The organism is Klebsiella aerogenes (assembly GCA_029027985.1).
Lineage (GTDB): Bacteria > Pseudomonadota > Gammaproteobacteria > Enterobacterales > Enterobacteriaceae > Klebsiella > Klebsiella aerogenes_A.
The window spans coordinates 428,801-440,979 of record CP119076.1; the positions used below are offsets into that span (position 1 = coordinate 428,801).

Below are 12,179 nucleotides of genomic sequence, written 5' to 3' on the forward strand. Positions count from 1 at the left end.
TCCGGGCTTTAGAAGAGACGGCCGTCAGGCAAGACGGTTTCCGGGGATAAACCATTCCCGGCGAGAATTGAGTAAATCCTGGGCGCTCATCGCTTTTTTACCCGCTGGCTGCAACGATTCAAGATTCAGAATACCGTTACCGGTAGCCACCTGGATACCCTGCTTTGTTGCTGCGACGATCGTGCCGGGCTCTGCGTTGGCAGCTTCTGCGATCACGGATGCACGCCAGACCTTTACCGGTTGCTCATCGATTTCCAGCCAGCTCATAGGCCAGGGATTGAAGGCACGGATGCAGCGTTCCAGTTGTTCGGCGGAAAGCGACCAGTCGATGCGGGCCTCTTCTTTACTCAGCTTCTCGGCATAGCTGACGAGCGTTTCGTCCTGAACCTCAGGTTTTGCGACGCCGCTTGCCAGCTGCGCTAAGGTTGCCAGTAGCCCCTGCGGGCCAAGGTCGGCCAGCTTATCGTACAGGCTGCCGCTGGTATCTTCAGCGGTAATTGGGCAGGAGAGCTTATAGAGCATATCACCCGTATCAAGACCAACGTCCATCTGCATGATAGTCACGCCAGTTTCGGCATCGCCTGCCCACAGTGAACGTTGAATCGGTGCCGCCCCACGCCAGCGCGGAAGCAGGGAACCGTGAACGTTAATACAACCCAGGCGCGGCATATCGAGAACCGCTTTCGGCAAAATAAGACCATAGGCCACAACCACCATAATATCGGCGCCAAGGCCGGCAACCAACTGCTGGTTCTCCTGTGGGCGCAGAGACGATGGCTGAAATACCGGTAGATTATTTGCTTCAGCCAGCACTTTTACCGGGCTGGGCATCAACTTTTTGCCGCGGCCTGCCGGGCGGTCTGGCTGAGTAAATACGCCAACCACCTGATGTTCAGACGACAACAGCGCGTCAAGATGACGCGCTGCAAAGTCGGGGGTTCCGGCGAAAATGATACGTAGTGATTGTGACACGTTAATCCTTGTTATCAGGCACGGGAACGTAAACGATCCAGTTTTTCAACTTTCTGGCGAATGCGCTGCTGTTTGAGCGGCGACAGATAGTCAATAAACAGCTTGCCTACCAGGTGATCCATTTCATGCTGGATACAGATAGCCAGCAGGCCGTCAGCTTCCAGTTCAAAAGATTTGCCTTCACGGTCTAATGCGCGAATTTTTACGCTTTCGGCACGCGGAACCAGTGCGCGCTGTTCCGGAATAGACAGGCAGCCCTCTTCAATGCCGGTTTCGCCGTCTTTTTCCAGCAGTTCCGGATTGATTAATACCAGGCGCTCATCGCGGTTTTCCGATATATCAATCACGATAATACGCTGATGGATATCCACCTGCGTGGCGGCAAGGCCAATACCTTCTTCAGCGTACATCGTGTCGAACATATCATCGACGATACGCTGAATTTCTGCATTCACTTCTTTCACCGGCTCAGCGACTTTGCGAAGGCGCTCGTCCGGAATATGTAACACTTGCAAAACTGCCATAAAGATCCAGAGTCGTATTCAGTAGTTGATAAGATTATTACCTCTATTCTAGACAAAACCCCCTCTAATTGACAGTCTCGCTAACCAATCGCAAAGATTGTCTAAGCCGCTTATGGCAGGGGGGAACGGATGACACCCACGGAGATTTGGCTACGCCTGATGCGGGTGAATAACCTGTATGGCGATGAAATGGTATTGATTGCGCGGCGACTGGGTTGCGCAGGTCAGCTGAATAATGAGGCATTGCACGGGGTAGGGTTAAGCAAAGCGCAGGAAAAACAGTTTTTTGCTTTCAGCCCACAGGAAATTGACGCTTCACTGCGATGGTTAGATCAACCGGAGCACCATCTGATCCCGGCGGATCATGCGCACTACCCACCGCAGCTACGTGCCATCGTTGATTATCCCGGCGCGCTTCTGGTCTGTGGCAATGTCGAGCTGCTGCGTAGCCGTCAGCTTGCTATTATCGGTAGTCGGGCGCATTCCTGGTACGGGGCGCGTTGGGGAAAAACATTCAGTGAAACCTTGGCGCAGCACGGTTTGACTATTACCAGCGGCCTTGCGTTAGGCATCGATGGCATCGCCCATCGCGGCGCGTTGGCTGCGAAGGGGAAAACGGTTGCCGTATTAGGCAACGGTCTTGCCAATATATACCCGCGCCGCCATCACATTCTGGCAAAGCAGATTGTTGAGAGCGGCGGCTCGCTGATCTCCGAATTTCCCCTCTCAACGCTACCGTTGCCGGGGCATTTTCCCCGGCGTAATCGGGTGATTAGCGGCTTAAGCGCGGGCGTGTTGGTAGTAGAGGCAGCGTTGAAAAGCGGATCGTTGGTAACTGTCCGTTGCGCGCTGGAACAGGGGAGAGATGTCTTTGCCCTACCGGGGCCGATTGGCAATCCAGGTTCAGAGGGCCCCCACTGGCTCATTAAACAGGGCGCTATTCCCGTCACGGCGCCGGAAGAGATCCTCGAGTATTGGCAATATGAGCTGCCGGAGCCGAAGGATACCGCTGATGTGGTAAATAATTACGCAGATCAGCCTCCTGTAGCATTGCCATTTCCAGAGCTCCTGGCTAACGTAGGAGATGAGGTAACACCTGTTGACGTTGTCGCTGAACGTGCCGGCCAATCTGTGCCAGTAACCGTAGCTCAGCTACTTGAACTGGAGTTAGCAGGCTGGATCGCAGCTGTACCCGGCGGCTATGTCCGATTAAGGAGGGCAAGCCATGTTCGACGTACTCATGTATTTGTTTGAGACTTATATCCATAACGAAGCAGAAATGCGCGTGGATCAGGACAAACTGACGCGGGACCTTACCGATGCGGGCTTTGATCGGGAAGATATCTATAACGCGTTAATGTGGCTCGAGAAACTGGCTGATTATCAGGAAGGTCTCGTTGAACCCATGCAGCTCGCCTCCGACCCGCTCTCTCTTCGGGTATATACCGAAGAAGAGTGCCAGCGTCTGGATGCCAGCTGTCGAGGATTTTTACTCTTCCTCGAGCAGATTCAGGTGTTGAACCTCGAAACGCGAGAAATGGTGATAGAGCGCGTATTGGCGCTGGATACGGCGGAATTCGAACTGGAAGACCTGAAATGGGTGATCCTGATGGTTCTGTTCAATATCCCAGGCTGTGAAAACGCCTATCAACAAATGGAAGAATTACTCTTCGAAGTAAATGAAGGTATGCTGCATTAATCTTATTGCAGCAACATCGAGTTGTTATGACCAAATCAGCACTGTTTTCGGTGCGTAAAAACGAGCCCTGCCCGCAGTGCGGGGCTGAACTGGTGATTCGTTCCGGGAAGCACGGTCCGTTTCTCGGCTGCTCTCATTATCCGGACTGTGACTATGTCCGTCCCCTGAAAAGTCAGGCGGACGGACATATCGTTAAGGTGCTGGAGGGACAAGAGTGCCCTGCGTGCGGCGCGGTCATGGTATTGCGCCAGGGGCGCTTTGGTATGTTCATCGGCTGCAGCCGCTATCCCGAATGTGGGCATACTGAGCTGATTGATAAGCCAGATGAGACTGCCATCGCCTGCCCGCAGTGTGGCCAGGGGCAATTGGTGCAGCGGCGTTCCCGGTTCGGTAAAACCTTTCATTCCTGCGATCGTTATCCTGATTGCCAGTTCGTTATTAATTTCAAACCGGTGGCGGGCGAATGCCCTGAATGCCATTACCCGCTGTTAATCGAAAAGAAAACGGCGCAGGGCGTCAAACGTTTTTGTGCCAGTAAACAATGTGGAAAGCCGATTCCGGCGGAACAAATCAGTGAATAAAAACCTGCCCTCAGAAATCGTCGCGCATGCTGTCGCGGTATTGAATAATGAACATGTCATCGCTTATCCAACCGAAGCCGTTTTTGGCGTCGGTTGCGACCCTGATAGTGAGACCGCCGTGATGCGCCTGTTGGCGTTAAAGCAGCGTCCTGTCGATAAGGGACTGATTCTTATCGCTGCCAGTTTCGAACAACTGAAACCTTATATTGATGATTCTGTGTTGAGTGACGCACAGCGTGCGGCAATTTTTTCCTGCTGGCCAGGTCCGGTGACGTTTGTTTTCCCGGCTCGCCCCACTACGCCACGTTGGCTGACCGGCCGTTTTGATTCGCTTGCTGTTCGCGTTACCGATCACCCATTGGTCATTGAACTGTGCGAAACCTACGGAAAACCGTTGGTCTCCACGAGTGCTAACTTAAGCGGCCAGCCGCCGTGCCGTACCACCGCTGAAGTACATGCCCAGTTTGGCAATAGCTTCCCGGTGGTGGATGGTGAGACGGGGGGGCGGCAAAACCCATCTGAAATCCGTGACGCCCTGACGGGCGAACAGTTCCGCCAGGGGTAATTTATGGAAACTTTTGCTGTTTTTGGTAACCCTATCGCGCATAGCAAATCACCTTCAATTCATCGGTTGTTTGCCGAGCAGTTGCAGATTGAGCATCCCTATGGGCGGGTGCTGGCGCCATTGCACGATTTCACGAATACCCTGGATGCTTTCTTTAATGAGGGAGGTAAGGGCGCTAACGTGACCGTCCCCTTTAAAGAAGAAGCTTTCGCTCGCGCCGATGAACTGACCGAGCGCGCCGCGCTGGCTGGGGCAGTCAATACGCTTAAAAGGTTGGATGATGGTAGACTGCTCGGTGATAACACTGACGGTATCGGTCTATTAAGTGATTTAGAGCGTTTGGGGTTTATCAAGCCAGGAATGCGGATTTTATTGATTGGCGCCGGTGGCGCGGCGCGCGGCGTACTGCTGCCGCTGCTCTCTTTGGATTGCGCCGTCACGATTGTAAACCGTACTTTTTCCCGCGCCCATGAACTGGCGGCGCTGTTTGCTCATACTGGTAGCGTTAGCGCATTGCCATTAGATAATCTGGAAGGTCACCCATTCGATCTCATCATTAATGCCACCTCCAGCGGCATTAATGGCGATATCCCCTCGATCTCTCCTACGTTAATTCACTCTGATGTCTACTGTTATGACATGTTTTATCAGAAAGGCAGCACGCCGTTTCTGCAATGGTGTCAGCAACATGGGGCGAAAAAACACGCGGATGGATTAGGTATGCTGGTGGCTCAGGCTGCCCATGCCGTTCTACTGTGGCACGGTGTATTACCGGAAATCGCACCAGTGATTGCTGTGTTACATCAGGAGTTGAATGCGTGAATCAGGCGATTCAATTCCCGGATAGAGAAGAGTGGAGCGCCGAGCGCCAGTGTGTGGCTTTCCCTGCACTGGTTAACGGTATGCAGCTCACTTGCGCTATTCGGGGCGAGACACTGCAACAGCGATTTGGCGGTGATGAGCCAGCACAGTGGCTGGCTGCATTTAGTGAACACCGCTGGGATCTGGAGGACGAAGCGGAAGCGTTGATCCGCGACCAGCAAGAAGATCCTCAAGGTTGGGTTTGGTTATCCTGATCCAGATAATCGTCTTTCCATTTCACATAGTTGTTAGCTGAGTACTTCAGCCCCGCATATTCCGCCTCCGTCAGGGGGCGAATCTGTTTTACCGGATTGCCAAAGTAGAGATATCCGCTTTCCAGACGCTTGTTTTGCGGTACCAGGCTGCCAGCGCCGATCATGACATCATCCTCGACAATGACGCCGTCCAGCAGGATTGAACCCATTCCCACCAGTATGCGATCGCCAATAGTGCAGCCGTGCAACATGACTTTATGCCCGACAGTGACATCTTCTCCGATAATCAGCGGATTACCCTGCGGGTTATAAGAAGACTTATGTGTAACATGCAGTACGCTGGCGTCCTGAATATTAGAACGGGCGCCGATCGTTACATAGTTCACATCGCCTCGAATAGCGACCAGTGGCCAAATGCTCACATCGTCGGCAATTCTGACGTCGCCGATCACCACGCTACTGGGATCCACCATCACTCGCAGGCCGATTTGTGGGAATAAATCTTTATAAGGACGTAAATGATTGGACATGACTGCCTCTACAACAGGGGAGATAAACAGACTTTGGTGGCTTTTTGGCGCACTCGCAACCCCTTTTTCTGGTAAAAATTGAACGATTTGCACAATAACAGCGCGAAAAGCGCGAAAAAACATCATTCAGAAAAAAAGATCGAAAAAAGGCTTGTGCAAAAAACTGGGATCCCTATAATGCGCTCCCACTGACACGGCAGATGTGAATCACTTCACACAAACAGCCGGTTCGGTTGAAGAGAAAAATTCTGAAATTCAGGGTTGACTCTGAAAGAGGAAAGCGTAATATACGCCACCTCGCGACAGAGCGCTAAAGCGCGTCGCACCTGCTCTTTAACAATTTATCAGACAATCTGTGTGGGCACTCAAAGTGACATGGATTCTTAACGTCCTCGGACGAAAAATGAATACCAAGTCTCTGAGTGAACATACGTAATTCATTACGAAGTTTAATTCACGAGCATCAAACTTAAATTGAAGAGTTTGATCATGGCTCAGATTGAACGCTGGCGGCAGGCCTAACACATGCAAGTCGAGCGGTAGCACAGAGAGCTTGCTCTCGGGTGACGAGCGGCGGACGGGTGAGTAATGTCTGGGAAACTGCCTGATGGAGGGGGATAACTACTGGAAACGGTAGCTAATACCGCATAACGTCGCAAGACCAAAGTGGGGGACCTTCGGGCCTCATGCCATCAGATGTGCCCAGATGGGATTAGCTAGTAGGTGGGGTAATGGCTCACCTAGGCGACGATCCCTAGCTGGTCTGAGAGGATGACCAGCCACACTGGAACTGAGACACGGTCCAGACTCCTACGGGAGGCAGCAGTGGGGAATATTGCACAATGGGCGCAAGCCTGATGCAGCCATGCCGCGTGTATGAAGAAGGCCTTCGGGTTGTAAAGTACTTTCAGCGAGGAGGAAGGCGCTGAGGTTAATAACCTCAGCGATTGACGTTACTCGCAGAAGAAGCACCGGCTAACTCCGTGCCAGCAGCCGCGGTAATACGGAGGGTGCAAGCGTTAATCGGAATTACTGGGCGTAAAGCGCACGCAGGCGGTCTGTCAAGTCGGATGTGAAATCCCCGGGCTCAACCTGGGAACTGCATTCGAAACTGGCAGGCTAGAGTCTTGTAGAGGGGGGTAGAATTCCAGGTGTAGCGGTGAAATGCGTAGAGATCTGGAGGAATACCGGTGGCGAAGGCGGCCCCCTGGACAAAGACTGACGCTCAGGTGCGAAAGCGTGGGGAGCAAACAGGATTAGATACCCTGGTAGTCCACGCCGTAAACGATGTCGACTTGGAGGTTGTGCCCTTGAGGCGTGGCTTCCGGAGCTAACGCGTTAAGTCGACCGCCTGGGGAGTACGGCCGCAAGGTTAAAACTCAAATGAATTGACGGGGGCCCGCACAAGCGGTGGAGCATGTGGTTTAATTCGATGCAACGCGAAGAACCTTACCTACTCTTGACATCCAGAGAACTTAGCAGAGATGCTTTGGTGCCTTCGGGAACTCTGAGACAGGTGCTGCATGGCTGTCGTCAGCTCGTGTTGTGAAATGTTGGGTTAAGTCCCGCAACGAGCGCAACCCTTATCCTTTGTTGCCAGCGGTCCGGCCGGGAACTCAAAGGAGACTGCCAGTGATAAACTGGAGGAAGGTGGGGATGACGTCAAGTCATCATGGCCCTTACGAGTAGGGCTACACACGTGCTACAATGGCATATACAAAGAGAAGCGACCTCGCGAGAGCAAGCGGACCTCATAAAGTATGTCGTAGTCCGGATTGGAGTCTGCAACTCGACTCCATGAAGTCGGAATCGCTAGTAATCGTAGATCAGAATGCTACGGTGAATACGTTCCCGGGCCTTGTACACACCGCCCGTCACACCATGGGAGTGGGTTGCAAAAGAAGTAGGTAGCTTAACCTTCGGGAGGGCGCTTACCACTTTGTGATTCATGACTGGGGTGAAGTCGTAACAAGGTAACCGTAGGGGAACCTGCGGTTGGATCACCTCCTTACCTGAAAGAACCTGCCTTTGTAGTGTCCACACAGATTGTTTGATAAATAATAAATTTCAAAATGTACTGTTAAGTGCATTGTGAAATTTTGCTCTTTAAAAATCTGGATCAAGCTGAAAATTGAAACGACACACCGTTAATGGTGTGTTCGAGTCTCTCAAATTTTCGCAATCAGAAGTGAAACATCTTCGGGTTGTGAGGTTAAGCGACTAAGCGTACACGGTGGATGCCCTGGCAGTCAGAGGCGATGAAGGACGTGCTAATCTGCGAAAAGCGTCGGTAAGGTGATATGAACCGTTATAGCCGGCGATGTCCGAATGGGGAAACCCAGTGCAATTCGTTGCACTATCGTTAACTGAATACATAGGTTAACGAGGCGAACCGGGGGAACTGAAACATCTAAGTACCCCGAGGAAAAGAAATCAACCGAGATTCCCCCAGTAGCGGCGAGCGAACGGGGAGCAGCCCAGAGTCTGAATCAGCTTGTGTGTTAGTGGAACGGTCTGGAAAGTCCGACGGTACAGGGTGATAGTCCCGTACACCAAAATGCACAGGTTGTGAACTCGAAGAGTAGGGCGGGACACGTGGTATCCTGTCTGAATATGGGGGGACCATCCTCCAAGGCTAAATACTCCTGACTGACCGATAGTGAACCAGTACCGTGAGGGAAAGGCGAAAAGAACCCCGGCGAGGGGAGTGAAAAAGAACCTGAAACCGTGTACGTACAAGCAGTGGGAGCACCTTCGGGTGTGACTGCGTACCTTTTGTATAATGGGTCAGCGACTTATATTCTGTAGCAAGGTTAACCGTATAGGGGAGCCGCAGGGAAACCGAGTCTTAACTGGGCGTTAAGTTGCAGGGTATAGACCCGAAACCCGGTGATCTAGCCATGGGCAGGTTGAAGGTTGGGTAACACTAACTGGAGGACCGAACCGACTAATGTTGAAAAATTAGCGGATGACCTGTGGCTGGGGGTGAAAGGCCAATCAAACCGGGAGATAGCTGGTTCTCCCCGAAAGCTATTTAGGTAGCGCCTCGTGAACTCATCTTCGGGGGTAGAGCACTGTTTCGGCTAGGGGGTCATCCCGACTTACCAACCCGATGCAAACTACGAATACCGAAGAATGTTATCACGGGAGACACACGGCGGGTGCTAACGTCCGTCGTGAAGAGGGAAACAACCCAGACCGCCAGCTAAGGTCCCAAAGTCACAGTTAAGTGGGAAACGATGTGGGAAGGCTCAGACAGCCAGGATGTTGGCTTAGAAGCAGCCATCATTTAAAGAAAGCGTAATAGCTCACTGGTCGAGTCGGCCTGCGCGGAAGATGTAACGGGGCTAAACTGTGCACCGAAGCTGCGGCAGCGACACTATGTGTTGTTGGGTAGGGGAGCGTTCTGTAAGCCGTTGAAGGTGGCCTGTGAGGGTTGCTGGAGGTATCAGAAGTGCGAATGCTGACATAAGTAACGATAATGCGGGTGAAAAACCCGCACGCCGGAAGACCAAGGGTTCCTGTCCAACGTTAATCGGGGCAGGGTGAGTCGACCCCTAAGGCGAGGCCGAAAGGCGTAGTCGATGGGAAACAGGTTAATATTCCTGTACTTGGTGTTACTGCGAAGGGGGGACGGAGAAGGCTATGTTAGCCGGGCGACGGTTGTCCCGGTTTAAGCATGTAGGCGGGAAGTTTAGGTAAATCCGGACTTCTATTAACGCTGAGGTGTGATGACGAGGCACTACGGTGCTGAAGTAACAAATGCCCTGCTTCCAGGAAAAGCCTCTAAGCATCAGGTAACATCAAATCGTACCCCAAACCGACACAGGTGGTCAGGTAGAGAATACCAAGGCGCTTGAGAGAACTCGGGTGAAGGAACTAGGCAAAATGGTGCCGTAACTTCGGGAGAAGGCACGCTGATATGTAGGTGAAGCCCCTGCGGGTGGAGCTGAAATCAGTCGAAGATACCAGCTGGCTGCAACTGTTTATTAAAAACACAGCACTGTGCAAACACGAAAGTGGACGTATACGGTGTGACGCCTGCCCGGTGCCGGAAGGTTAATTGATGGGGTTATCCGTAAGGAGAAGCTCTTGATCGAAGCCCCGGTAAACGGCGGCCGTAACTATAACGGTCCTAAGGTAGCGAAATTCCTTGTCGGGTAAGTTCCGACCTGCACGAATGGCGTAATGATGGCCAGGCTGTCTCCACCCGAGACTCAGTGAAATTGAACTCGCTGTGAAGATGCAGTGTACCCGCGGCAAGACGGAAAGACCCCGTGAACCTTTACTATAGCTTGACACTGAACATTGAGCCTTGATGTGTAGGATAGGTGGGAGGCTTTGAAGCGTGGACGCCAGTCTGCGTGGAGCCGACCTTGAAATACCACCCTTTAATGTTTGATGTTCTAACCTGGCGCCGTAATCCGGCGTGGGGACAGTGTCTGGTGGGTAGTTTGACTGGGGCGGTCTCCTCCCAAAGAGTAACGGAGGAGCACGAAGGTTAGCTAATCCTGGTCGGACATCAGGAGGTTAGTGCAATGGCATAAGCTAGCTTGACTGCGAGCGTGACGGCGCGAGCAGGTGCGAAAGCAGGTCATAGTGATCCGGTGGTTCTGAATGGAAGGGCCATCGCTCAACGGATAAAAGGTACTCCGGGGATAACAGGCTGATACCGCCCAAGAGTTCATATCGACGGCGGTGTTTGGCACCTCGATGTCGGCTCATCACATCCTGGGGCTGAAGTAGGTCCCAAGGGTATGGCTGTTCGCCATTTAAAGTGGTACGCGAGCTGGGTTTAGAACGTCGTGAGACAGTTCGGTCCCTATCTGCCGTGGGCGCTGGAGAATTGAGGGGGGCTGCTCCTAGTACGAGAGGACCGGAGTGGACGCATCACTGGTGTTCGGGTTGTCATGCCAATGGCATTGCCCGGTAGCTAAATGCGGAAAAGATAAGTGCTGAAAGCATCTAAGCACGAAACTTGCCCCGAGATGAGTTCTCCCTGAGACTTAGAGTCTCCTGAAGGAACGTTAAAGACGATGACGTTGATAGGTCGGGTGTGTAAGCGTAGCGATACGTTGAGCTAACCGATACTAATGAACCGTGAGGCTTAACCTTACAACGCCGAAGGTGTTTTGGCGGAATTGAGAAGATTTTCAGCGTGATACAGATTAATCAATGCGTCTTATGACGGATTGATAACAGAATTTGCCTGGCGGCGATAGCGCGGTGGTCCCACCTGACCCCATGCCGAACTCAGAAGTGAAACGCCGTAGCGCCGATGGTAGTGTGGGGTCTCCCCATGCGAGAGTAGGGAACTGCCAGGCATCAAATTTAGCGTGCTGATATGGCTCAGTTGGTAGAGCGCACCCTTGGTAAGGGTGAGGTCCCCAGTTCGACTCTGGGTATCAGCACCACTTTTTAGGTTAAAGTTCGGCACTTGTAAAGAATTTGCCTGGCGACGAGAGCGCGGTGGTCCCACCTGACCCCATGCCGAACTCAGAAGTGAAACGCCGTAGCGCCGATGGTAGTGTGGGGTCTCCCCATGTGAGAGTAGGGAATTGCCAGGCATCAAATAAAACAAAGGGCCCAGTCTTTCGACTGGGCCCTTTGTTTTTGTGTTTTATGGCCAGACGCGCTGCCAGTTTCCCCGGTGGCGCTGCGCTTACCGGGGTTACGTAGCCCGGGAAAGGCGCATCGCGCCGCACCCGGGAAAGATGCCATATCAAGGTAAATGAAAGGCCCAGTCGTGTGACTGAGCCTTTTGTCTTTCTGGCGACTAAGCCGAAGGGAACAACCTCCAGGCTGAGCATTTGTGGAGAGGAATCGCTAACGAGTAAGCGCCACGATACCTAATGTGAGACCTGCAACCGCCGCAGCCCCACCGGCGATCGCGCCAGCGGTTTCCCAGTTATCCTGAGTTGTGCCTTTCACACAGGTGTTGGTATGCACCAGTCGACCCTGCGAGTCATAAACCGGCACACACGGGGAATCATGGGCACAGCCTGCAAGCAATGTTGCCAGCAATGTCACTAATATGAATTTTTTCATAATATTACCTCTAAATAATCCGCTTGCAGTATCGGATGCCAATACATAACGGAATGGTTTATTTTACCACCGCCAGAAGCCGGTTCCGGAAGGGGAAATAATCTCAAATTATGAGTGATGTAAATATCGTGGAGATAAATGAGAAATAATGAAGAAAAGGTGCAGTTTAAAATATTTAAACAAT

General features: G+C 52.3%; 10 protein-coding genes, 1 tRNA gene and 4 rRNA genes. 11 read left to right on the plus strand and 4 right to left on the minus strand.

The window, feature by feature from the left end:
• Positions 1-24: 24 nt before the first annotated feature.
• Positions 25-972, minus strand: a complete 948-nt coding sequence (fmt, locus tag PYR66_02060) for a methionyl-tRNA formyltransferase (GenBank protein WEF28550.1) — start codon at positions 970-972, stop codon at positions 25-27.
• A 14-nt stretch (positions 973-986) separates the two neighbouring features.
• Complete coding sequence (gene def / locus PYR66_02065) at positions 987-1,496, minus strand: peptide deformylase (protein ID WEF28551.1); 510 nt, start codon at positions 1,494-1,496, stop codon at positions 987-989.
• Between the two features lie 129 nt (positions 1,497-1,625).
• Between def and dprA the strand changes: the two genes are divergently transcribed.
• Genes dprA through PYR66_02095 form a run of 6 tightly spaced genes read left to right on the plus strand, consistent with a single transcriptional unit; the run spans position 1,626 to position 5,417 of the window.
• Positions 1,626-2,750, plus strand: a complete 1,125-nt coding sequence (gene dprA / locus PYR66_02070) for a DNA-protecting protein DprA (protein WEF28552.1) — start codon at positions 1,626-1,628, stop codon at positions 2,748-2,750.
• On the plus strand, positions 2,722-3,195 hold the full coding sequence (smg, locus tag PYR66_02075) for a DUF494 family protein Smg (protein ID WEF28553.1): 474 nt from the start codon (positions 2,722-2,724) through the stop codon (positions 3,193-3,195). Before dprA ends, smg begins: the two co-directional genes overlap by 29 nt.
• A 26-nt stretch (positions 3,196-3,221) precedes the next feature.
• Entirely contained in the window at positions 3,222-3,776 is a 555-nt protein-coding gene (locus tag PYR66_02080) for a topoisomerase DNA-binding C4 zinc finger domain-containing protein (GenBank protein WEF28554.1), read from the plus strand.
• Complete coding sequence (tsaC, locus tag PYR66_02085; GenBank protein WEF28555.1) at positions 3,769-4,341, plus strand: L-threonylcarbamoyladenylate synthase type 1 TsaC; 573 nt, start codon at positions 3,769-3,771, stop codon at positions 4,339-4,341. Before PYR66_02080 ends, tsaC begins: the two co-directional genes overlap by 8 nt.
• Positions 4,342-4,344: 3 nt before the next feature.
• Complete coding sequence (gene aroE / locus PYR66_02090; GenBank protein ID WEF28556.1) at positions 4,345-5,163, plus strand: shikimate dehydrogenase; 819 nt, start codon at positions 4,345-4,347, stop codon at positions 5,161-5,163.
• Positions 5,160-5,417, plus strand: a complete 258-nt coding sequence (locus PYR66_02095) for a DUF1488 domain-containing protein (protein WEF28557.1) — start codon at positions 5,160-5,162, stop codon at positions 5,415-5,417. Before aroE ends, PYR66_02095 begins: the two co-directional genes overlap by 4 nt.
• On the opposite strand, the gene PYR66_02100 is transcribed toward PYR66_02095, so the two are convergent.
• Positions 5,393-5,947, minus strand: coding sequence for a gamma carbonic anhydrase family protein (locus PYR66_02100; protein WEF28558.1), 555 nt, complete (start codon positions 5,945-5,947; stop codon positions 5,393-5,395). The two genes, PYR66_02095 and PYR66_02100, sit on opposite strands and share 25 nt — an antisense overlap.
• A gap of 471 nt (positions 5,948-6,418) precedes the next feature.
• Between PYR66_02100 and PYR66_02105 the strand changes: the two genes are divergently transcribed.
• From PYR66_02105 to rrf (PYR66_02125), 5 genes are all read left to right on the plus strand, one after another.
• Positions 6,419-7,958 (plus strand): 16S ribosomal RNA (locus PYR66_02105).
• Between the two features lie 199 nt (positions 7,959-8,157).
• Positions 8,158-11,062: ribosomal RNA gene (locus PYR66_02110) — 23S ribosomal RNA — on the plus strand.
• A gap of 93 nt (positions 11,063-11,155) precedes the next feature.
• Positions 11,156-11,271: ribosomal RNA gene (gene rrf / locus PYR66_02115) — 5S ribosomal RNA — on the plus strand.
• A 14-nt stretch (positions 11,272-11,285) separates the two neighbouring features.
• Positions 11,286-11,361 (plus strand) — tRNA-Thr (locus PYR66_02120).
• Between the two features lie 37 nt (positions 11,362-11,398).
• A 5S ribosomal RNA gene (rrf, locus tag PYR66_02125) occupies positions 11,399-11,514 on the plus strand.
• The 16S, 23S and 5S rRNA genes sit together here with 1 tRNA gene alongside, the layout of an rRNA operon.
• 259 nt (positions 11,515-11,773) lie before the next feature.
• Here the strand turns inward: rrf (PYR66_02125) and PYR66_02130 are convergent.
• Entirely contained in the window at positions 11,774-11,995 is a 222-nt protein-coding gene (locus tag PYR66_02130) for a hypothetical protein (protein ID WEF28559.1), read from the minus strand.
• Positions 11,996-12,179 lie beyond the last annotated feature (184 nt).

Coding starts and splice junctions, on each gene's coding strand:
- PYR66_02130 (WEF28559.1), bottom strand. CDS start 11,995: ATGAAAAAATTCATATTAGTGACATTGCTGGCAACATTGCTTGCAGGC.
- dprA (WEF28552.1), top strand. CDS start 1,626: ATGACACCCACGGAGATTTGGCTACGCCTGATGCGGGTGAATAACCTG.
- aroE (WEF28556.1), top strand. CDS start 4,345: ATGGAAACTTTTGCTGTTTTTGGTAACCCTATCGCGCATAGCAAATCA.
- def (WEF28551.1), bottom strand. CDS start 1,496: ATGGCAGTTTTGCAAGTGTTACATATTCCGGACGAGCGCCTTCGCAAA.
- smg (WEF28553.1), top strand. CDS start 2,722: ATGTTCGACGTACTCATGTATTTGTTTGAGACTTATATCCATAACGAA.
- PYR66_02100 (WEF28558.1), bottom strand. CDS start 5,947: ATGTCCAATCATTTACGTCCTTATAAAGATTTATTCCCACAAATCGGC.
- PYR66_02080 (WEF28554.1), top strand. CDS start 3,222: ATGACCAAATCAGCACTGTTTTCGGTGCGTAAAAACGAGCCCTGCCCG.